19 protein-coding genes and 3 tRNA genes are annotated in these 21,161 nt (G+C 33.7%); 7 read left to right on the top strand and 15 right to left on the bottom strand.

Going from position 1 to position 21,161, the window contains the following annotated elements; translation table 11 throughout:
• Nucleotides 1–10: 10 nt before the first annotated feature.
• Together BMX24_RS19925 and BMX24_RS19930 are read right to left on the bottom strand one after the other, a co-directional pair.
• Nucleotides 11–721, bottom strand: coding sequence for a hypothetical protein (locus BMX24_RS19925; RefSeq protein ID WP_089796005.1), 711 nt, complete (start codon nucleotides 719–721; stop codon nucleotides 11–13).
• Nucleotides 711–1,358: a hypothetical protein gene (locus tag BMX24_RS19930; protein ID WP_228404939.1), complete on the bottom strand. Its 648-nt coding sequence runs from the start codon at nucleotides 1,356–1,358 to the stop codon at nucleotides 711–713. Before BMX24_RS19930 ends, BMX24_RS19925 begins: the two co-directional genes overlap by 11 nt.
• A gap of 221 nt (nucleotides 1,359–1,579) precedes the next feature.
• On the opposite strand from BMX24_RS19930, the gene deoD reads away from it, so the two are divergent.
• Nucleotides 1,580–2,290, top strand: a complete 711-nt coding sequence (gene deoD / locus BMX24_RS19935) for a purine-nucleoside phosphorylase (RefSeq protein ID WP_089796008.1) — start codon at nucleotides 1,580–1,582, stop codon at nucleotides 2,288–2,290.
• Nucleotides 2,291–2,366: 76 nt separating this feature from the next.
• Here deoD and BMX24_RS19940 read toward each other — a convergent pair whose 3' ends face one another.
• The 13 genes from BMX24_RS19940 to BMX24_RS19995 form a co-directional block, all read right to left on the bottom strand.
• Nucleotides 2,367–3,152 (bottom strand): TatD family hydrolase, encoded by a 786-nt coding sequence (locus BMX24_RS19940; RefSeq protein WP_089796010.1) that lies wholly within the window; start codon nucleotides 3,150–3,152, stop codon nucleotides 2,367–2,369.
• A gap of 46 nt (nucleotides 3,153–3,198) precedes the next feature.
• Nucleotides 3,199–3,267 (bottom strand) — tRNA-Arg (locus BMX24_RS19945).
• 17 nt (nucleotides 3,268–3,284) lie between these two features.
• A tRNA-Gly gene (locus BMX24_RS19950) sits at nucleotides 3,285–3,356 on the bottom strand.
• A 2-nt stretch (nucleotides 3,357–3,358) separates the two neighbouring features.
• Nucleotides 3,359–3,432: transfer RNA gene (locus BMX24_RS21270), tRNA-Cys, on the bottom strand.
• Between the two features lie 161 nt (nucleotides 3,433–3,593).
• A complete protein-coding gene (locus tag BMX24_RS21085) occupies nucleotides 3,594–4,667 on the bottom strand; it encodes an SDR family oxidoreductase (protein WP_139176912.1) in 1,074 nt (357 codons plus the stop codon).
• A gap of 72 nt (nucleotides 4,668–4,739) precedes the next feature.
• Nucleotides 4,740–5,756 (bottom strand): hypothetical protein, encoded by a 1,017-nt coding sequence (locus BMX24_RS19960; RefSeq protein WP_089796011.1) that lies wholly within the window; start codon nucleotides 5,754–5,756, stop codon nucleotides 4,740–4,742.
• Nucleotides 5,753–6,550, bottom strand: coding sequence for a DUF5991 domain-containing protein (locus BMX24_RS19965; RefSeq protein ID WP_089796013.1), 798 nt, complete (start codon nucleotides 6,548–6,550; stop codon nucleotides 5,753–5,755). Before BMX24_RS19965 ends, BMX24_RS19960 begins: the two co-directional genes overlap by 4 nt.
• The gene (locus BMX24_RS19970) at nucleotides 6,547–8,694 is read right to left on the bottom strand and encodes a peptidoglycan DD-metalloendopeptidase family protein (RefSeq protein ID WP_089796015.1); all 2,148 of its coding nucleotides are present in this window, start codon (nucleotides 8,692–8,694) and stop codon (nucleotides 6,547–6,549) included. Before BMX24_RS19970 ends, BMX24_RS19965 begins: the two co-directional genes overlap by 4 nt.
• 21 nt (nucleotides 8,695–8,715) lie before the next feature.
• A complete protein-coding gene (locus BMX24_RS19975; RefSeq protein ID WP_089796017.1) occupies nucleotides 8,716–9,198 on the bottom strand; it encodes a DUF4280 domain-containing protein in 483 nt (160 codons plus the stop codon).
• Between the two features lies 1 nt (nucleotide 9,199).
• Complete coding sequence (locus BMX24_RS19980; RefSeq protein ID WP_089796018.1) at nucleotides 9,200–10,036, bottom strand: hypothetical protein; 837 nt, start codon at nucleotides 10,034–10,036, stop codon at nucleotides 9,200–9,202.
• A 14-nt stretch (nucleotides 10,037–10,050) separates the two neighbouring features.
• Nucleotides 10,051–11,049 (bottom strand): TssN family type VI secretion system protein, encoded by a 999-nt coding sequence (locus BMX24_RS19985; RefSeq protein WP_089796020.1) that lies wholly within the window; start codon nucleotides 11,047–11,049, stop codon nucleotides 10,051–10,053.
• A 22-nt stretch (nucleotides 11,050–11,071) separates the two neighbouring features.
• Nucleotides 11,072–12,007, bottom strand: a complete 936-nt coding sequence (locus BMX24_RS19990; RefSeq protein ID WP_089796022.1) for a type VI secretion system baseplate subunit TssG — start codon at nucleotides 12,005–12,007, stop codon at nucleotides 11,072–11,074.
• Between the two features lie 6 nt (nucleotides 12,008–12,013).
• Nucleotides 12,014–12,643: a C40 family peptidase gene (locus BMX24_RS19995; protein WP_089796024.1), complete on the bottom strand. Its 630-nt coding sequence runs from the start codon at nucleotides 12,641–12,643 to the stop codon at nucleotides 12,014–12,016.
• 131 nt (nucleotides 12,644–12,774) lie between these two features.
• Between BMX24_RS19995 and BMX24_RS20000 the strand changes: the two genes are divergently transcribed.
• From BMX24_RS20000 to BMX24_RS20025, 6 genes are all read left to right on the top strand, one after another.
• On the top strand, nucleotides 12,775–13,839 hold the full coding sequence (locus BMX24_RS20000) for a PKD domain-containing protein (protein ID WP_089796026.1): 1,065 nt from the start codon (nucleotides 12,775–12,777) through the stop codon (nucleotides 13,837–13,839).
• Between the two features lie 209 nt (nucleotides 13,840–14,048).
• Nucleotides 14,049–14,903 (top strand): DUF4822 domain-containing protein, encoded by an 855-nt coding sequence (locus tag BMX24_RS21275; protein ID WP_170835761.1) that lies wholly within the window; start codon nucleotides 14,049–14,051, stop codon nucleotides 14,901–14,903.
• Nucleotides 14,904–15,319: 416 nt separating this feature from the next.
• Nucleotides 15,320–18,298 carry a sensor histidine kinase gene (locus BMX24_RS20010; RefSeq protein WP_089796028.1) on the top strand — a complete coding sequence of 993 codons (2,979 nt, stop codon included), beginning with the start codon at nucleotides 15,320–15,322 and terminating at the stop codon, nucleotides 18,296–18,298.
• Nucleotides 18,298–18,924, top strand: a complete 627-nt coding sequence (locus BMX24_RS20015) for a response regulator (RefSeq protein ID WP_089796030.1) — start codon at nucleotides 18,298–18,300, stop codon at nucleotides 18,922–18,924. The genes BMX24_RS20010 and BMX24_RS20015 overlap by 1 nt, the downstream gene beginning before the upstream one ends.
• A gap of 433 nt (nucleotides 18,925–19,357) precedes the next feature.
• Nucleotides 19,358–20,548 (top strand): sensor histidine kinase, encoded by a 1,191-nt coding sequence (locus BMX24_RS20020; RefSeq protein WP_089796032.1) that lies wholly within the window; start codon nucleotides 19,358–19,360, stop codon nucleotides 20,546–20,548.
• Nucleotides 20,541–21,155 (top strand): response regulator transcription factor, encoded by a 615-nt coding sequence (locus BMX24_RS20025; RefSeq protein WP_089796034.1) that lies wholly within the window; start codon nucleotides 20,541–20,543, stop codon nucleotides 21,153–21,155. The genes BMX24_RS20020 and BMX24_RS20025 overlap by 8 nt, the downstream gene beginning before the upstream one ends.
• The last annotated feature ends 6 nt before the right edge of the window (nucleotides 21,156–21,161 follow it).

Raw genomic sequence — 21,161 nt, forward strand, 5'->3', positions numbered from 1 at the left:
TCGTTTTTATTTATTTAATAAAATATCTTAGTAATAAAAAGTATATAAATCCACTGATGGTAAGTGTTAAAAATAGGTCTATATAAAAAGTAAACGGAAGTTTTAAATATTGAAGTCCAAATACAAAATAAGATATGACCAGTAAAACAAATAATGTTATATAAAACCAATGCCAAAGCGATGTTATAATCATAACAGCTGTGATCAAAATAAAATATGACATTACGGCAAAGAAAATAAAGAAATATTTTCCATATACCTCATACTGATGATGTATAAAATTTAGAAAATCTGATTCTGTTTGATTTCCTTTTATAAATTCATAACTATTTATCCAGAAGTCAAGAAGAATTTTGACAGGATTAAAACCTAAAACAAGACTTAATACAGAAATGGTTGAAGTTAACAGAAATAGCATCACCAATTGAAAAGCAGCTCCTTTTTTTCTTCTTTCCCGCATTAAAATATCCGACTCGGGAATTGATAATTCTTGATCGGAACTGTAATTCAAATAACTTGTTATAGGAATATATCCAAAATTAATTTTTATACCATTTTTAAGTTGATAAGAATATAATGGTTTAGAAAAAAACATAAATATGGTTAATGCATTTATGTCTAATTTAAAAAGTTTCATATTAATATAATAGCCTATAATGCAAAACAAAAACATATGCGTTGCCACGATGAAACCTACAGTAATTGCCGAATTAATTTCCATGATTCATTATTTTTAATTCTTTCCAAAAAACATCTTTATACATCCCGAATTCTGCGATCAGCAATTCATTGATGTAGGGAATTTCAGCCAATTGGTAGGCTTTCTTTTCTACAATTCTTTCAAGATATAATTTTCGGTAGGTTTTATCTTTTAATTCTTCTTTCCAGTTAATTTTTTCCAAATCCAGATCAAAACCAATTGCTGAATAATGAAATTGGGCTAAAATATTTTCCAGCATTTTGATTAACGAATCTTCCGGGTCAGCATTCTGTAAAGCGGAAATGACCTGCGGCAAAAACCTGAGCGACAAATCTGCAGATAACAGTGAAGAAATGTCTCTTTTCCCCTTAAATTCAGGAATCAATTTCTGCAAATCTTTTGCCGTATTTTTTCTTACCAAATATAGCTGTGCACTGTGGTATAAGATTTTCGCTGCCCAAACCGTCGTTTCACGGTCACAACTGATCTGATCCGACAAAAATTCCAATCTTTCTTTTTCGAATTCAGACTCAAAATAATCTGCGGCATCCTGCTCTTCCTTTTGGGAAATCTCCTGGATATCCGTGAAAATTGTAATGCATTCGTCCTTTCGAAGCAGAAACAAAGTATCTAAAAATGGGGATTTGGTTTCCATCATCTAACAAAAATAAAATTATTTCTCTGAGAATAAAACTTTTAATTGAATGATTGATAATTAAATAATATTTTCATTTTATATAATGTGGAGGATTTTGATTGATAAGGCTTCGTGAACATTCGTTCGTAAACCTTTCAATAAAAAACCATTAGATAGCTTCACCTTTTCAATAATTTTAATCGATCAAAAGTTGTTATCTTTGCTCCATTGAAAATAAAATTATGAGTATTCACATTAGTGCCAATAAAGGAGAAATTGCGAAAGTAGTGCTGCAGCCGGGAGATCCGCTCCGTGCACAATTTATTGCTGAAAAGTATCTGGAAAATGCAGAACTGGTAAGCAAAACGAGAGGAATTTTTTATTACACCGGTTTTTATAAAGGAAAAGAAATCACTGTCGGAGCCAGCGGAATGGGCTTCCCGAGTATCGGAATTTATTCTTTCGAGCTTTTTACCGAATATGAAGTAGATACCATTATAAGAATCGGAACTTGTGGCGCTTACAATACTGACCTTCAACTTTTTGACATCTTAAATGTAGAAAATGCCGCCAGCGAAAGTACGTATGCAAAATATGCCTGGGAAATTGAAGACGAAATTATTTCTCATCAGGGGAATATTTTTAACACAATCAACCAAACAGCAGAAGAACTTTCATTAAAAACAAAAATAATCAACGTTCACAGCAGTGATATTTTTTACAGAAAAGACCCGAATATTCCTGCTATTGCAACGAAATATAATTGTCCGGCCGTAGAAATGGAAGCTTTCGGTTTATTTGCTAATGCTCAACATTTAGGAAAAAATGCAGCAACGATTCTTACGGTGACAGATATTATTCCAACCCATGAAAAAATTTCTGCCGACAAAAGAGAAAGAGCTTTGAAACCGATGATGGAACTGGCTTTGGAATCGGCAATTAAAAGTTTGTAAAAATTAGTAATGCTAATAAAATTGCTTTAAAATATTTAATAAAAAAGAGTTTTACATGAATTGTAGAACTCTTTTTTTATATTCTGAAAAAATTTCGGGCGACTTCTGTGGTTTCGTCTGCAACTTCGGAAATACTGATTTTCTTTAGACCCGCAATAGTTTGTGCAACATAAGGCAAAAATGACGGTTCGTTTCTGCGATGCTGCATCCTGGGCATATTTTTCGGAAGCATAAAAGGAGCATCTGTTTCAATCATCATCCGGTCGAGCGGGACATATTTTATCACATCTTCCAAATGTTTGAATCTCCTTTCATCACTGATCGCTCCGGTAAATCCTAAGTAAAATCCTTTGTCCAGATAAATTTTCGCCTCACTTAAACTTCCGGTAAAACAGTGAATGACAGCTTTGGGGAGCTTCGATAGATATTCGTCTGTAATTTCATTAAATCGTTTAAAAGCAGATCTTTCGTGAAGAAAAAGCGGTTTATTCACTTCGATGGCCAGTTCCAGCTGAGCCCGATAACATTTTTCCTGAATGGGTCTGGGAGAGAAATCCCGGTCGAAATCCAGTCCGCATTCTCCGACGGAAATCACCTGATCTTGTTTTAAGAATTTTCTAAGTTCATGAATACTTTCATTGTTAAAAGATTTTGCATCATGAGGATGAATTCCTGCCGTTGAAAATAAAATTTCGGGGTAATCTTCAGCGATTTCCGCAGATTCTTTGCTTCCGCGTATGCTCGTTCCTGTGAGAATCATTTGTTCTACTCCGTTGTCGAGGGCTCGGTTGATGATTTCTTCGTGTTCGTTGTGAAATTGTTTATTGGTCAGATTAATGCCAATATCGACGAATGTGTACATTTTTTTAATTGTTTTTGTTTATTTCTTATTCATATTAATCTAAAAGCGAAGCAAGCAGGAATCGAACCTGCAACTCATCTTAGAAGGATGTGCTTTTCCATTAAACTATTGCTCCGTTTGAAAAATTTTTTGCGAAACGTGCGGGACTCGAACCCGCAACCTCTGACGTGGAAGGTCAGTACTCTTCCTTTGAGCTAACGTTTCTTTGGGGAGATAAGCGAGATTCGAACTCGCATCAATTCTATGCAGGAATAAATTTTTCCGATTAAACTATTATCTCCGTTTGGAAATGCAGCAGGACTCGAACCTGCAATCTCTATCGTGACATGTTAGTATTTATCCATTTTAAACTGTGCATTCCTTTCAAAAAGGCACGGGATTCTAACCTACAACCCTCTTGTTATTAACCATATACTCTTCCTCTGAGCTAACCTTTTTATTTCACCAGGTATGAATTTTATAATTTTTCAATAAAACTCCGCTGAAATAATTTCCCTGAATCCCATCAACTACCGGATGAAGAATTCTGGCAGCACCATCCACAGAATCCAACGGCGGAATATATCCCTGCTCAAACTGTTTCTTTCTTAAACTTTCTTTCGCTCCTGTAGAAATCCATCCTACATCAACCGCACTCATGTAGATTTGATCTTTTTCAAATTCTTTAGCCGAAGTGAGTGTCATCATATTCAGTGCTGCTTTTGTCATATTCGTATTACGGAGAGATTCATTCACATACCATGAACATTTATGATCTAAAAGCAATTTTAGCATATTGATTCTCTCCTCTTTATGTTGACTTATATCATTAAAAAGTTGAGTAGCCTTATCTTCATATTTAGAAGAATTTGAACTATTTTCACCCAAAAACCTCATATAAGCATTAAAAAGATTCTTTTTTTGAATTAATAGATCGAGCTTTATAACATCATTGTTTTCTTCATAATTTTGAAGTAAATTTTCGTAGTTTTCAATTGCTTTTTTGCTTTCTCCCTTGCTTAAATATGACTGCCCATATAATGAAAAGAAAGCATTACTCTTTTCTATTTTAGCATTATCTAATATATTGAGACATTCATCATATTTACCTAAATTCAAAGCATTCAATGCCGCATTCCATAAAATCTGAGATGACTTATCATCTAAACTGTAAGCTTTACTCGCATATTGGTAGGCTTTTTCATTTTCTTTAAGATTGGAATAACATGAAGATAAATTGGCATAATAACCAGCAATGGTCTTATTTTCATCAACAGGACAATATAACGCCGCTAAACGAAATTTTTCTTTTGCTTTTTGATAATTTTTTAGATCATAAAGACATAAACCAACACGTCCTAATAAATAATGATTTTTAGAATCTTTTCCCAAAAGTTCATCAAATATCTGCAATGAATGCTCATATTCGTTATTATTATAAAAGCTATCTGCCAAGGCTTTTCTATCTTCATAACTCTGTTTTTGCCCAAAACAAAGATTTGAAAAAATAAAAAGGAAATATATTAGTTTTTTCATTTGCTAGTTATTTTGGTTTCTATTTTAAAATATAATTACTTTCATCACTACACATTAATTCTTGTTAAAATTCTATTTATCTGTGCAATGAATGATTGTTGCGACGTTACTATTCTTATTAAAAGGATTTTCAGTTTGAATATATTTTTTTGATTTTTTATAGTAAAACCCAAACCATGTTAAATTCACTTTTGATTCATTAATAATTTCAATAGTGCCTACTGGTTTCTTATTATCCATATTATCCCAAACTTCCATCTCATCTGGAAGCGGAATAATAGGTGGAAAGTCTGTGAAGTAAAATTCATATTTGTTAACATCTATTTTTTTAAGTTGTGCATTCATTGAAAATCGATTTGGAATACTAAACTGAACACTTTCAAGGGTAGAAATAAAAGCAATTGTTTTATTTGAATTACAATCATCTGACCAAATACCATCAAGTTTTTCTAATGATATTGAAGTATTGACTGTATGAATTTCTGCTATGTTTACAATACTATTAGCAGGCTTAATACCCATCATTGTATTTAATTCAGCCAGTTTAGTTATGTTCTTTTCATCATTGCCATCGCTAACAGTTTTTTCTTTAAGGAAATCCCAAGATTTCTTTTCTTTATTGTATAAATAATACGTTTTCTTGTATGGATAGATATGATCAATATAATCACGACTTATTTTAATATATTTATAGGGCACAAATTCTGCTATGATATAGTAATTATCCAAATGAGATTCTAATTTAGGTTTAATCATTTTGTTTAAATCGTTAAAATATTTATCATCCGGGTCATCACCAGAATCTAAACCATTCTTAAAATCAAATTGGAACCATTCCTCTTGTTTTTTAATATTTTTATTTATAAAATTCACTGTTACACTTCCAATATCTTTATTAGCAAATGTATAAATAGGGTAATCAGAATCTGGACTTAATTGATAACCGTGAAAATATCTCTTATCAAATAGATTAGGAATTATTATTTTTTCATTAAGATCATTCCTCTTATCCGTTGTCATATTTTTATCATTTTGACCTCTGCAAGTTTGTATACTCATAAGTATTAAAAGAAAAATTATATGTTTCATTTTTTATTGAGTATTAATTCAGTATTATAATTCCAATTTTTATCCGCTATTATTGGGCTTTTGATATAATATTTATTATTTTTTAAGACTAAAACGGCAAGAGTATCTATTTTTGAATGATCTGAAAAACCATCTCCTTCAATATTTTTTTCATATTTTAAGATAAGGCTGTTATTTTTTTCTTCTATTTTACATTGATCGGTAAAGTAAGTTTTATATCCTAATCCTGAAAATGTACAGCCATTCTCATTAATTTCTATATCATATAGGATAGCCATTTCTGAAAACCCATCTAATTTTCCGTAATCAATATTAACTGAATATGTACCTTTCCAGTTAATTTGATCCTGATTTTTTATTTTAAATCTCCATGATTTTAATAACTTTTGGTCATACATTAAATTTACTGCATTATCAATCATGCTTTTTTCTACTTTCAATCCATTAATTGGAACATTTTTTTTAATATTGACAGTATCAATGATTTTATATTTTTCAACATCATCGGTCTTTAATAACCTTTCTAATGAAAAAACATATTTTTTATTATGTATATTTTTATATATACTATAAGAAATACTGTCTATAGTTGTTTCATCACTTTTGATGAATTCATAATCGTTGAATTCATCACCTGAAAAGAAAACTTTCCCTATAAAAATCTCGTTCGACTTCTTTTCAATATGTGATAAACTTACTTTATTTTTATCTGGAATTTCTTCTTTTTGTCCCTTACAATTAATTATAGAAGTGAAAAGAATTACTATAAATAAATATTTAAAATTTATTATCATGGTTGGTTTTCTCTTTTAGGATTTTTAATTACTTGTGTGTTTAATTCAGATATATGAGAAAATGGATCTACTCTTCCTCCCGTTCTCTCTTTGGTAGTACGCACCTCAAAATGTAGGTGAACTTGATTTGGTTTTAATGCTGTTGCAGAAGACCCTGTTTTGCCACTCTTTCCAATAGAATCACCGGCTTTAACCTTGGTAGGATTACCGTCTTTATCCTTAGCATTGATTGAAATGGAGCTTAAATGAGCATAAAAAAACCAATATGTCTTTCCATTATAATTTCCTTTAATATTTATACAGTTCCCATACGATTCGGAATAATATATTTCATTCACTTCACCATCAATACAAGCATACACTTGCGTTCCTGCTGGGGCATATAGATCAAGTCCATCGTGTTTTCCTTTTGCTCTTCCAGGGATATTGTTGCTATGTATGCTTCTCTCCGGAGCCCAATCATTATACCATCCTCTTAATTGAGGATGATTTATAGGATGATGCCATTGGGTTTCTGAAGCTACTATTTTTTCATGTGTTGATTTTTCGTTACAAGTAAACTTTATTGCCTTATTAGTTAAACCTTCTGTAATGTATACTAGAACTTTTGTTTTAATCTCTGATTTCCATATTATTCCATCTGAGTTTATGTCTAATCCTTTATTTTGGTTATAAGAAGTTACTCTTAAATTTTTTAATTTTTCAGATTCCGAAATCCTAGTTGTTAGTTTGTCTAATGAAGACGCAAAAACTATATGTTCCTCTTTTAGAGACGAAGCGGGAAATAGAACTTGTAAATAAAAATCAACAAATTCGACTGTTTTTCCTCTTAACGGTTCAAAATATTTTTTAACATAATCTAACTGATCAATTGCTGTCATATCTGCAAATTCTTTTACTCTTTTTAAATATGAATCTTCTTTCCGTTTTGTCTTCTTATTATACTTTTGTCCATAATAATTTTTAACAGTTTCAACTGTAACTTCTTTTCCTAAAAGTGCTTTAGCAGTGCTAGGCATAAATTGAATTAATCCTGTACCACCGGAATTTGCCTGATTAGGAGCATCAGTTTTAAATGTTCCCCCACTTTCCCATTTAAATACAGCCATTAAATTATTTGCCATTTCAATCTTTCTCTTTTCGCCCCAAAGATCAGCACAAATTTCAACCACCTTCTTTCTAAATTCACAACTAACCTTATCTCCCCAAATTAAATCATACTGTTTACAAAGACATTTATCATCCTTCTTCTTCTCATCAGGTTTAAACACCGTCACCACTTTATTCCCAGTATCCACAGCAGGATTAGCTCCATATTGTCTCTTCAACTTTCCTTTAACCACAACTTCCTCGATCTCTCCGCCATCATAAATCTCCTCATTATCAAATGGTTTCCCGCTGCTGACCGTCTGCACTTTTATATAATCAGGATTTTGAACATCTACATTTTTGCTGACGGATCTATGCTCGGCGGTTTCCACTACAACGTAATATTCATGCAGTTTGTCGTGAGTTCCGTCCATCATTGCGTTGGCAATTTCAGAAAAATCGGCATTCAGCTTAAACTCATGCCACAGAAAACCTTTTTTATTCAGGGCTTTTGTGATTTGTGCGACCAGATTGTTTTTATTTTTCAGACTGTGGCCTCCGCCATCTGCATCATCTTCGTAAAGACTTAGCTTTACCATTTCATCCTGCATATTGTGGGTATAGACTTTCACTTTTATGGTTTGCCCGTACTTCATCACCGTATCTTCCTTGATAGGAGAATCATCAATCTTGAAAAGTTCAACTCTCGTTATTTTCTTTTCCAATCCGGGCAGAACTTTAATTCTTAATCCGGGAGGAATACGTTTTTCAGCTTCATAAATAAAAGCTTCCAGCATGAGTTCGCTTCCCACCAACGATTGTTTTGTGACGGTAAGCGGAATTCGGTGTCCTATTTTTTTGGGTGCTCCGGCTCCGGGTTTCAGTTCGCGCCAGTTATCATGCTGATCAAAATCCAAAGCATAGAGTTTCCATCTTGCCTGGCTTACTTTTTCTCTATCATCAAGGTCATAAATTCTGCTCACTTCATAATAAGCCGTCTCACCAAGCCGAATCTCGGAAGGACCTTTGATCTGTGAAATACCTTTTTTGCTCATTCGTGTTTTTAATTTTCAGATTTATATATAATCAGCTTTCTCTTCTTCCATTTCCATATTATCCGAGACTTCCGTAAAATCGATAAACGGACATGCCTCCACCAAAACCTCAGGGTTTGCATTTTTGAAATTCCCTGTAGTTACTTCACTTTTCTGTCCGTGATTGATGATGTCGATACAGTCTTTTCCGCCAATGGGGCAGGTGGCTTTACTGTCTTCCAGCAAAACTTTTCCTTTGTTATCTTCTATTACAATTTTATCGTAAAATCCGGTCCATTCCGTTACTACAGCCTGACAAGGGTTATTGTTCATTTTGGCGCAATTTCCGAAGGTATTCTTCTCAAAAGTTTTCCCTATGTCTTTATGGGTTGCCGTCAACTTCTTTTTTCCTTCTTTATCATTGATATAGCGTTTGGTTTGGGTTTTCACCATTAATTTATCCGGCACTGTTCCAAATTTGCACTTACAGGTTGCACCCTGACATACTAAATGTTTTTCGCTCATCTTATTTTGTGTTTGCTGGGTTGAGTTCAAAAATTATTTGTCTTTCATTTTTTTCATCATCACTGATTAAAACTACGTCTGCATTGATTGAAAAAACAGAGCCGTCTTCTTTATTAAATTGATACACCAGTTCTGCTTTTCCCGAGCATTTTTGCTCATCAGATGCTGTAGTTTTTCTGTTATTTATCATTTGAATAAAACTTCGTGAATCCGTACATTCTCCTGAAATCTGCATCATCCATTTTCCGTTTTCCGAAAGTTTAAATTCTTTCATTGTAACGCCGAATTTCACTTTGTTTTTAAAGGGAAAAACCGGCAGGTACAAATCAAAATCCGTGTTTTTTTCTTTGATATAATCTTTAAAAGGCAAAAAATAAAGACGATAAAAAAAGCTGTTCAGAATTCTGTTTTGTATTCTGTTTTTTGATGCTAATTCATTTTCTATAGTTTTAATAATTTCCTGTGCTCCTTTTCCACTATAATATTGTAGAAATTCATTTTTAATAAAATGCCATCGGGTACGTATCTCATCTTGATTAGTGATCTGTTTTAAATTACCGTTCTCCAGCGTTTCCAGCTTCAGCGGAAAAAACATATTTCCTGTTTTCACTGAAATTTCTTCAACCAGAAAATCCGGGGATTGACCATTGATCAACATATTTTTCCTGTTTATGGAATATCTGAAAGCATCAAACCGTTCCACTTCAGCTACAAAGCTGAGGCGCGTTTTATCTTCACCATTTTCATAAATAGTTTGCATCACCTCATATTCTTTTCGGAAAGGTTTCTTTTCCAAAATAGTATTCCGACTTATTCTTTCATTAAAAGTTTCATTCATCTTAAAAAACTTTTTTACTCCTGACTTATCATTCCGGGTTCTTCCTCAGTTTTATTATTTCGCTTTTTTTCCGTTTCCTGATTGAATTCAAAATCCGGAGCTCTATCTGTAATTTTTTTAGATCCTTGCATCACCTCCGTTGTCCTCATACAGAAGATCACACTGTTTTCTTCGATTCCGTTCATATAAAGGGTGAGATCGGGATCGATATATTTGGTGCTTTCATACCATTTTGGCTGTAAGAAAAATACCCAGCTGAACAGTCCGTTTTCATCCTCCGTCTGGATCTGATTTTCGGTATGCCGCTCATTGTAATCCATGATAAAACTGTAAAATAATCGTCCGAAATCTATTCTCGTAGGACCTTTTGCTCTGTATATGCTGTATTTTGAAGCATCTTTATCCTTATCCATCAAAAATGTAAAAACCACAAGATCCCTCATTTCTTCATCATCCACGCCAGCCAATTCACGGTAATTCTCCGGAAATTGCCATGTTTTATAAATTTTGGGTGGAATCTGCATTGCCCTATTGAAAGTATCATTCAAAAATGTCGGAATAAAGAAAATCATGAAGTGTCCCAACATCAGATACACCAGGTCCGGCCCATTTAAAAAACTGTAAATCAAAGAAAACGGAATGACGGCATACATCACAGAAACTAAAGCAAAAAGATATTCCGTTCCAATTTTTTTGGAATCAAACTTATTGAAAACGCTTCTGTACAAACTGCAATGAACAATTCCCAAAACCAATGAGCTGATCTGGTAAAAAATAAATTCATACAAATTATCATCCGAGAAAAGCCTGTTGTACCCAAGCAGGGCAGCTATGGCATAGACAAAGGCAAAAGCGAAAACGTATGTATAAAATTTGCTTTTATATTTTTTCTTAAAATCAGGAGCTTTCTGACTAAAAAGCATCGTAAGGATCACGCAAAGCGCGAGAACAATAAAAATCATCACCAGAAGCTTCGGATCCAGAAGGTTTATAAAATATTTTTTAAATCTCATTTGTGCTGTGTATTTGTGTTTTTTAAATTCTTGTATTATAGCCTAAAACAGGGCTTTCAGAAATATCAAATTCAAAATCCTGCTTTTCTTTGGGTAAGAGAATAATGGTTTTTATCTCCACTTCTATCGGGAAAAAATGATCATAAAACATTTCAACAAACTTTTTTTTCTTCCCTTCATGGATATAGTCTGTAAACGACGAATTTTTCAATGGCCCGATACTGATATCCAGATGATTGGAATAATCATCATAGGTAGTTCCGGCAATAAGATCCAGCCCCAGTCTGCTCATTCCCAACTCGGTATTCTGCTCTTCATCCGAATATTTATGATGCCCTTTGTACGAAATATGTACATCTTCTTCCAATAAAAGCGAAAGAATATTGCACGTCTGCTCAATATCACCTACAATTCTGTAAGAGAAAGGCAGCAATCGTATAAATTTAGAAACCAAAAGCGCAGGAAAATCCCTATCGATTCCCCAAAAATCATAAAACATCTGCGGAACGAGATGACTGTTTAATTCAAATAAAAAACTGTCTTCAAAATGTTCCACCTCCACTCCATAGCTGAACAATTCATTTTCAAAAGGCTGAAAAAAACTGCGCGCCGCTTTCTGCTGCTTTTTCTGCACCTGATATTCTTTGATCATGACGTCTACATCCTTATTAAGAGCGTCATTCTTGGTATCATGGGTCAGGTTTTCCGGAAGCATATCATAAAAACTGTCCCGGGAAAGATTGAGCTGCAGGGTTTGCTGATCGTTATATTCATGATCCAGAATTTCACTTTCAAGAATATCAAAACGGTAGGCTCTGGAGAATTGCCCTTCATGTTGAGTCACATACTGATTTTCATCAATCTTGTGATTTTTAAGCAAATCATTAATGATAACTTCAGCTTTAATATCATACTTTAAAGCATCAATCTGACTGGCGATATATTCTAATTTTTCCATGTCTTTTTACTTTAAACGTCCTGCTGCGATATATCTCAGCTGAAAATATTCATCATTAAAATTATAGATGTTCAGGCCTTTTGAAGTGCAGGCTACAATCCTGTCGTTGCGAAGATAAATCCCGACATCTGAAATAGGATGTGTTTTATCATATCTGAAAAATAAGATATCGCCTTCCTGCAAAAAAGTTCTTCCCGTAAAAAGCTGGATTTCTTTGGATCTGAAAATCCCGTCCGGAGTTTTAGAAAGTGTTTTATCGAAAACATCACTATACAAAGCCTGAACAAAATAGGAGCCGTCCACACCCACATTTTTTTCCAGCGTTTGCTTCTTATAGGGAGTTCCAAGCCATTCATCGATATAAGAATACAGCTTGTAATCCTTAATTTCTTTAGGCATAACCCCTAAGATTATAGAATATTTTTCTTTAATCTTTAAAACATCATCGCTTAAACCTTCGGAATTGTCGTCAATCGTAGAATAAACAGAGTCTAAATTCTTCTTTTCCTGACCTTTATCTTTAAGATATTCACTTAAAGAATATTTATATGGAATTTCTTTAATGTATTTCTTACCTGTACATGAATAAAATACAGAATACGCAATAAATATGTAAATTATTTTTATTAATCTCATTATTATAATTTGTGTTTTGGCAAATATATTAATTTTTGAATAAATCATTAAATATTTAACATTTTTTAAAACTCTTTTTTTTGGTCATGTAAAAAATCCTGAATATATTTGCATGTAAACACAAATAGTTGATGAAAAAAAGTAATCGCACATTATTTCAGAATGTAGATTATCGGGTCTATATATGCTTTGGTATCTTGCTTTCAGCCAGTGTGCTTCTTCTTTTGTACCAATTTACCAGACATGTTGACTGTGATGATGCGAAGTTTCTCGTACATGCAGACGACTATGTTGTCAATCATGTAGTCGAGTTTCAGGACAATACCAAGGGAGCCAGCAGCTGGGAATGGGATTTCGGAGACAGTACGGCTGTTGATAAAAGACAAATTACTTTACATCAATATAAAAAACCCGGTGATTATATTGTAAAACTGACCATTAACGGAAACTGCGTCCATGAAAAAAAGCTGACAATTACAAGTATCAGTCAGCAAACGGGGTATCTGCCTTTTATTATTTCACCAAATGTGGTTACCGTAGGAGAAACAGTGCAGTTTGATGCTGAAAAAGAAGGCGGTGTTTCCTGGGAATGGAGCTTTGGAGAGACTTCCAATACTGATGCTCTGGATAAAAATCCGAGCTACCGCTTCAAAACGGTTGGTGAAAAAAAGATCACCTTAATTGTAAACGGGGATCTTGAGCATACTGCTGTTAAAACCATTTATGTAGCACCCAAAACCATTAATGCCAAGCAAAAGATCGATATAAAATCTTACGAATTTGAAAGACCTCATGCCGCATTTTCGTTGCCAAGAGGAGAAGCGCAGAAAGATCCGCTGGTTGATATGCTTCAGTACATTCCGGTGGCGCCAAAAACCAAATCAAAAAAAGATTCTGCCATCGCAGAGAAAAAAGCACCCGAAATATCCAATGAACAATTTCAGCTCTTGCTGAATCAGGTGGCAGCGCAAGCGAAAACTAAAGACGATTTTAAGGACTACTTGTGCGGAAATTTTGAGGTTCCTGTTGTGATTAATGATAAAAAACTTATGCCCTTCGATCAGTTTTGTCAAAATCTGATGGGTAAAAAGATCAAAATAACGGCTTTAAGGTTAAATAAAGACTCAAAAAATTGTATTCAAAACATTACTATTCAGTATAAAGTAAAAAAAATGCTGATTTGGATGAATGAATAGCCAGATATATTCAATTTATTCTTTATATTTAAATTGATTATTTTTTTTATTACTAGGCCTTCTTTTATGGGAGGCCTTTTACATTATAATATTTCTATTTTATCATTATTTTTCGGAATAGTTATATTTTTTACAACAAAAGAGATATTTCGTACAATTTTTTGATCTTGAGAACAAATATGTTTGCAATGTTTAAAAAATATTGAAATATGAATGTATTAAAAAAATTCTGTTATCTCCTGACAGCGTTTACCCTTGCCACGACTGCCATTTCCTGTTCCGATGACAACAATACGATTGTAGAAGAACAGCTGACTCCTTCACAAATTCTGGCTTCCACTCCATGGGCAACCACCGGCGCGAAAGACAAAAACGGCAAGAGCGTCGCCCTGAATGATCCCAATGTAGCAGGTTTTGTGGGTTTTGCTTACTTTAATGGCGATGGAAATTTTGCAATCTACGGTCTGAATGACGTTTTGAGATCAATCGGAACCTGGTCTGTAGATCCTGCAGGAAAGAAAAGAACGATCACAGCGCTGCGTCCAGACGGAACGACCATCTTCACACGCAACGTGGATATTCTTGAGCTGAATAAAAATGTTTTCACTTATAGAATTCATACCAATGCCAGCGATCCTTCCGTATATTACGACATCATCCATGAGAGGGTGAGTCACGCCGAACCGGCCAACGGACAGCGAACTCTTGCTTCTACAGCCTGGGAAACTACCGATGCTCTGGATAAAGACGGAAATCATGTGAATCTTAATGATGCCAGTGTCAATGGTTTTGTGGGATATGCCTATTTCAGGGCAGGCGGACAGTATGCTATCTACGGATTGAATGATGTTTTAAGAAATCAGGGTGACTGGTCTATTTCTCCGGACGGAAAGACAAGAACGCTGATCGCCAGAAATCCTGACGGAAGCATCATGTTTCAGCGCGACGTAGAAATTCTTGAACTGAATGACCAAAAATTTACGTACAGAATCACTCCAAATGCAGCTAATCCTTCAGTTTTCTATGACATTGTTCATGAACCTGTGGATCATCTTGAACCTTAAATTTTTTTGATGTAATGAAAAGTCCTGTTCAGTTTGCTGAGCAGGGCTTTTTAGTTTTTAATGTTTATTATTCGTTTACAGGTATTCAAATAATTTTTTAAATACAAAAAAGTCTGCTCACTGAACAGACTTGAATAACCTAACTAAAATTAAAGAATTAATTAAACTCCGGGAACATTTCATTTCCCTAATTAAACTCTATGTTGACATCTTATTTTATGTAAAAAAAACGTTTATTTTTAATTTAACCATAACTTGCTGAAACAAAGCTAACTGTAAATTTATTTTAAATAAAAACTTTTACAAAATTCCCTTTGTAGAGAAATTTCGACATTTTGTAGAAAAAGTTCTACATTTTTAAAAATTATGTTAAATCTTCATTGTACATTTGTATTCATAGAATAACATCATTTTGAATGAGGAAACTTCTACTTCTACTCACTTTATTATTTATTTCCATAGCTTTCGGGCAACAATACTCTTCTTTCTGGTACAACTCAGAAAGTGGTCTGCCGCAGAATAGTGTAAAGGATATTGTAAAAGACAAATATGGTTTTATCTGGCTTGCTACGGAAGGCGGAATTGTACGGTATGACGGTTACAGCTTTTTGTCTTATAAAAACCTGAAGCTTTCTAATCTTAATTTTACTTATTTCAAAGGAGATATTTCCAGAGATTACATCGTAAATTCTAATATTGATGAACAACAATATGCTTTAATAAAAAACAGAAATATCACTATACAAACCAAGCCGGTTTCTAAAAACCTGACAAAATATGTTCACTACAAGGATAAGAACTATCTAAATATCAGTACAGTCAATTTCACATTTTCAGAGTCTTTTTCTATAAAAACTAAAGATGAAATGTACTTTTTTAATGACGGCTCTATTATTTACAAAAAAAATAAAACTTCGCCTGAAAAAATAATTTCTCTGGCCTTCAATGTAAAAGATTATAAAAGATTGTTTTTACACGGCGAAACTATTTTCTTCAGATCTCCCGGGCAGAAAAACCTTATGGTCGTAAAGAACGGTAAGCTTTCTCAGCTTACTGCAGATCCGCTTTACAACGATCCGCAAAGCAGAATATTCTGGCAGCAGCTCAACGATCAGGTCTTCATTGTCAATCAGGGGAAAATCTATAAAAGTGAATATATCAACGGAGCTTTGAAACTGCGGCTTCTCGTACACCTGAAAAATAGTGAGATCGACTTTGGTACGATGTCTTCGATCTATTATGACAAAGAATACAACAGTCTTTATTTGGGAACCTATAATCAGGGATTGTGTATTGTTAAAATTTCTGCATTTCACATTCCGAAAACGGAAATTCCCTTGGAAAACAGAATTTATTACACCGCGCTTCCATTCGGGGAGAATAGTATTATCAATACCCAGGGACGGGTTTTCGACCAGAATACTTTACTGCATGATTATCATTTCAGTGAAAAAGACAACAATTTTTCTATTACTTATGACGAATCCGGAAATATTATTTATCCCAAAAACAATAAAATTTATCGTGTCACTAAGAGTTCGGGGTTCAAAAAAACAGACTCGGTTACGGTAGGCAAAGAAGTACTCGCCATATTTAAAGAAAAAGGAATTTATGCACTGCAACTGCAACGTAATCCGCCTTATTTTTTGAATATTTATACCAATGATCAATTCAAAATTCCCGAATATTCTTTACCATGTCAGTCCCCGATCAATACCGTACGGGCTTTAGACAAAGATCATTTACTTATAGGCCGCAACAATGGGCTTTTTATTTTTTCAAGATCGAAAAAGACCTTAAAACAAATCAGTTCGTTAACGATAAAAAACATCGTCACCACCCCCGACGGAAACTTCTGGATCATCTCGCGCGGAGAAGGCTTTTACTTCCTGAAAAACAATGAATTGATCAAAATACCTTACGATGATAACGGGTATATCTCTTCACCGCACAATGTTTTGGAAGACAAAAAAGGTTTTCTCTGGATTCCCACTAATAATGGTTTGTTTAAAGTTTTAAAATCTAAACTTCTGGAATATGCAAAAAACAGAAACACAGACGTTTTCTATTACCGTTACACTAAAAAAGCAGGATTCAACAGCAATGAATTCAACGGAACCGGCGGTCTGTCGAATGTAGCTGTTTTAAAAAACGGGAATTTTGTACTTCCTTCGATGGATGGTTATGTTTTTTTTAATCCTCTGACAACTCCATCCTATTATCCAAAAGCTGAAAATATTTTCATAGAAAGAGCCAAATCAAAAGGGTCAAATTATATTTATTTTAAAGACAAATTAAATCTGGAAAACGATTTTGATATCACTTCCATTTATATAGATGTTCCTTATTATGCAAATAATGATAATCTGTATATAGAAACCAGCCTGCAGAGTGACGACCAGCCTGCAAAATGGCAACGGTTAAAAGACAAAGAGTACACCCTGAGCCATCTTTCGCCCGGAGATTACACTTTGAATGTGAGAATTTTGATCTCACCGGAAGGAAAATTTGCCTATAAAAAAGTTTTTATCAATATTCCTCCTCTTTTTTATCAGACGCTTTGGTTTAAAATTTTAATATTGACATTCGTTATAGGATTAATTCTTTTCATTATTATTTTAAGAACAAGAATTCTTACTGAAAAAAACAACCAGCTTAAGAAAATTGTACATCAGAAAAATGACGAACTGAAAACCACTCAGGATAAACTGAAAAACGAATCTGAATACCAGAAAAATCTGATCCAGACCATTAATCATGATATTACAACTCCGATAAAATATCTTTCTGCCATGTCTCAAAAATTATCTGAGACCGATAATCCGAAACTGCAGAAGCAATACTTCAACACCATTTATAAATCTTCCGAGGAGCTTTATAAATTTACATTAAATCTTAAAAATTATACCGAATTATTCAATACCGAAAGTCTGAAATATCAGGAAGAAAGCTATTTTATTTACGACATTTTAGAAACAAAAAAGCGTTTGTTTGCAGAAATAGCTTCACAAAAAAATACAATCATTATTAATAATTCCTCAAAAAATATTAAATTGAACTTTAATGAGAGTATAATGGCGGCTATTATTCATAATTTATTGGACAATGCTGTAAAAAATACCGAAGGAGGGGAAATTATTTTGGAGGCTACAAGTGAAGATGACCGCAACATCATCGGTATTTCTGATAACGGCACAGGCATGAAGCCGGAACTTATGGAATATTATAATCACCTCATCAATAACCTGGAAAACAAGCCTTCATCCTTCAAGAATCATGGACTCGGATTGCATCTCGTGATTCAGCTTCTAAGAAAAATAGAAGGAAAAATAGTTTTTAAAAATAATCAACCCAAAGGAACCAAAGTAGAAATATTAATACAAAACCAAAGCTGATGCAGAAAAAAATACTTATTGCCGATGATCATTACGTGGTAAGAATGGGAGCTTCCCTCCTTTTGCATTCCACCTATGAAGATCTGGAAATCGATTTTACAGAAACATACGAACATGTAAAAGAAAAAATATCTAGCCAACATTATGATCTTCTCATGCTCGACATTGATATGCCGGGAAGCATTTATCTGGAAATGGTAAAGGAACTAAAAGGGCTCGATCCCGACCTAAAAATCCTCATGTTTTCTGCCTACGATGAAAAAACCGCCGTAAAATACATCATGGAAGGCGCCGACGGATACCTCAACAAACAACAGAGCGAAAGCGTGGTAGAGGCCGTTACGATGATTTTCAGGCAGGGATATTATTATTCTCAGCAGGTTGCTCATCATCTTCTCAACAATTCCAAAGATGTGTCGCCGCTTTTTAACCTATCCAAAAGAGAATTTCAGATTTTCAAACTTCTGGCGGAAGGCAACGGAAACCTGGAAATTTCCAACGATCTTGATATTAAAATGTCTACTGTAAGTACCTTCAAAAAAAGAATTTACGAAAAACTGAACGTAAAAAGCCTGGCTGAGATCATTAAATTATATGAAAAGTACAATTCCGGAGTGACGAGGTAATCAAAAAAAACGAAAAGCCTCAATACTGAGACTTTTCACAATTAAAACCGAGTATAATATGACTGGAAATTTTTAAAATCTCCAAGATATTACCTTATTTACTTCAGATTGATTTTATTCCGACGCTCATCGTGAATGCGTAAAAGCTGTTTTCCTGAACAGATTTCGTTCAAATGGTGTGAAAAACAACAGCCTTCTTCCAAAACTTTTGGAAAAAGACCCCTGATTCTCATGAATAACTTGTGTCATTAGTTTTGTGCCTGATTTTGATGATGGTGGGAACTTAAAATTTTTCTTCCAGACGAAGATAAATCAATTAAAAATCGAAACATAAATAATTATGTAGAAAAAAAACTACATTTTTATAGAATAATATCCACAAAAATGTAATTTAAATAATATTTTTGCACAAAGCCAATAACTTCACCACATAATGAAATTACCTTGCCTTATTTCTTTGGTATTATTCTTCTGTATAGATGCAAAGAATTATACCTCAACGAGATACGCAACAAATAATGGTGATATTCCTTCTACTATCAAAAGAGTTAGTCATAAAGACCTATCCAAAAAGCCGACTGATATTGAAAATATTTATCTTCAAAAGAAGCTTGAAAGGAAATTTAATTCGCAGAATATAAGCATTAACGATAAAAAACACACCCTCACCGTAAGCCCGGGAAGGTATGATCTGGTTGTAAAATTTTTAATTTCTGAAAAAGGAAAATATATCTACAAGACCATTCCTATTGAAATAAGACCTTACTTTTATCAAACCTTTACCTTTAAAATAACTTTTCTGCTTGTCGGAATTATTTTCATCTTGATGGCCATCCGTTTCAGATCCATATTTTTAAGGAAAAACAGAGTTTTAACGAAATCTCTTCATGATAAAAACATACAGCTTTTAGAAACAAATACGACACTGGAAATCACCCAAAACCGCCTTAAAACCGAATCTGATTATCAAAAAAAGCTTATTGAAAGCATCAGTCATGACATAACGACACCTGTGAAATTCATTGCGATGCTCTCCCAGGAACTGGCCGAATCTGACGACACCAAAACCCAGAAAAAATATTTTGACAGCATTCATAAAACGTCTGAACAGCTGTATAAATTCACATTAAGTTTAAAAGAATATACAGAACTTTACAAAGAAGAAAATACCTCTAAGCAAGAATATAAAATCTATGATCTTATCGAAGAAAAAAGATTGTTGTTTGAACAGATCGCTCTGAAAAAAAATACCATGATGTATAATTTTTGTGATCATCATATATCTACGAAAATCAACCGGAATATTCTTTCGTCTGTTTTTCACAATATTATTGATAATGCTGTAAAACATACATCAGACGGAGAAATTACGATCCGGACAAAAATTATCGATTCTTATGTAGAACTCGACATTACAGATACGGGAAGCGGAATGTCCGATGAGCAAATACAATATTATACCCTACTTTCTGAGGACTCTACGTGTGGAAATTTAATTTTTAAAAATTACGGATTAGGGCTTCACATCGTCATACAACTGATCAAAAAAACAAATTCTAAAATCTACTTTCAAAAAAATAAAACTAAGGGAACGACTATCAAAATTTTAATTACATATGAATAAAAAAATACTCATTGCAGATGACCACCACGTTGTAAGAATAGGTACCGCCATGATTCTGGAAAAAAACTTTGATGGATTATTTATAGACTTTGCCGAAACATACAGCGAGATAAAACAAAAAATTATTGCAGAAAAATTCGATCTCCTGATTCTAGATATTGAACTTCCCGGAAGTGTTTTTAAAGCTATGATCAAAGAACTGAAAAGCCTATCCAAAGACCTTCTGATCCTGGTTTTTTCTTCCCATAAAGAAACAATTGCCCTACAGTATTTTGAAGAAGGCGCCAATGGTTTTTTAAATAAACTCAATACCCCGGAAACGCTGGTAGCAGCCATAGAATCGATTTTCAGCACCGGAATCTATTATTCACCTTTTCTGATGAGTAAGCTGATGGAAAGAAATAATAAAAAAAGTCCCGAAGATCTTTTATCTGAAAGAGAATTACAGGTTTTTATGCTTCTGGCTAAAGGGAACGGAAACCTGGAAATTGCAAACATCCTGGAAATTCAGGAGTCTACCGTCGGGACTTATAAAAGAAGAATCTACAACAAACTTAATATCAGCAACCTCGTTGACCTTCTTGAAATTTATAATGGTTTACATTAATTAATA

It is taken from the genome of Chryseobacterium wanjuense (assembly GCF_900111495.1).
Lineage (GTDB): Bacteria > Bacteroidota > Bacteroidia > Flavobacteriales > Weeksellaceae > Chryseobacterium > Chryseobacterium wanjuense.

Bases quoted from the DNA above. Each gene is read 5' to 3' on its own strand.
- BMX24_RS19995 (WP_089796024.1), bottom strand. From the start codon at position 12,643: ATGAGATTAATAAAAATAATTTACATATTTATTGCGTATTCTGTATTT.
- BMX24_RS19930 (WP_228404939.1), bottom strand. From the start codon at position 1,358: ATGATGGAAACCAAATCCCCATTTTTAGATACTTTGTTTCTGCTTCGA.
- BMX24_RS21275 (WP_170835761.1), top strand. From the start codon at position 14,049: ATGAATGTATTAAAAAAATTCTGTTATCTCCTGACAGCGTTTACCCTT.
- BMX24_RS20000 (WP_089796026.1), top strand. From the start codon at position 12,775: ATGAAAAAAAGTAATCGCACATTATTTCAGAATGTAGATTATCGGGTC.
- BMX24_RS20015 (WP_089796030.1), top strand. From the start codon at position 18,298: ATGCAGAAAAAAATACTTATTGCCGATGATCATTACGTGGTAAGAATG.
- BMX24_RS19940 (WP_089796010.1), bottom strand. From the start codon at position 3,152: ATGTACACATTCGTCGATATTGGCATTAATCTGACCAATAAACAATTT.
- BMX24_RS19980 (WP_089796018.1), bottom strand. From the start codon at position 10,036: ATGAATGAAACTTTTAATGAAAGAATAAGTCGGAATACTATTTTGGAA.
- BMX24_RS19985 (WP_089796020.1), bottom strand. From the start codon at position 11,049: ATGAGATTTAAAAAATATTTTATAAACCTTCTGGATCCGAAGCTTCTG.
- BMX24_RS21085 (WP_139176912.1), bottom strand. From the start codon at position 4,667: ATGAAAAAACTAATATATTTCCTTTTTATTTTTTCAAATCTTTGTTTT.
- BMX24_RS19925 (WP_089796005.1), bottom strand. From the start codon at position 721: ATGGAAATTAATTCGGCAATTACTGTAGGTTTCATCGTGGCAACGCAT.
- BMX24_RS19975 (WP_089796017.1), bottom strand. From the start codon at position 9,198: ATGAGCGAAAAACATTTAGTATGTCAGGGTGCAACCTGTAAGTGCAAA.
- BMX24_RS19960 (WP_089796011.1), bottom strand. From the start codon at position 5,756: ATGAAACATATAATTTTTCTTTTAATACTTATGAGTATACAAACTTGC.
- BMX24_RS19990 (WP_089796022.1), bottom strand. From the start codon at position 12,007: ATGGAAAAATTAGAATATATCGCCAGTCAGATTGATGCTTTAAAGTAT.
- BMX24_RS20010 (WP_089796028.1), top strand. From the start codon at position 15,320: ATGAGGAAACTTCTACTTCTACTCACTTTATTATTTATTTCCATAGCT.
- deoD (WP_089796008.1), top strand. From the start codon at position 1,580: ATGAGTATTCACATTAGTGCCAATAAAGGAGAAATTGCGAAAGTAGTG.
- BMX24_RS20025 (WP_089796034.1), top strand. From the start codon at position 20,541: ATGAATAAAAAAATACTCATTGCAGATGACCACCACGTTGTAAGAATA.
- BMX24_RS20020 (WP_089796032.1), top strand. From the start codon at position 19,358: ATGAAATTACCTTGCCTTATTTCTTTGGTATTATTCTTCTGTATAGAT.
- BMX24_RS19965 (WP_089796013.1), bottom strand. From the start codon at position 6,550: ATGATAATAAATTTTAAATATTTATTTATAGTAATTCTTTTCACTTCT.
- BMX24_RS19970 (WP_089796015.1), bottom strand. From the start codon at position 8,694: ATGAGCAAAAAAGGTATTTCACAGATCAAAGGTCCTTCCGAGATTCGG.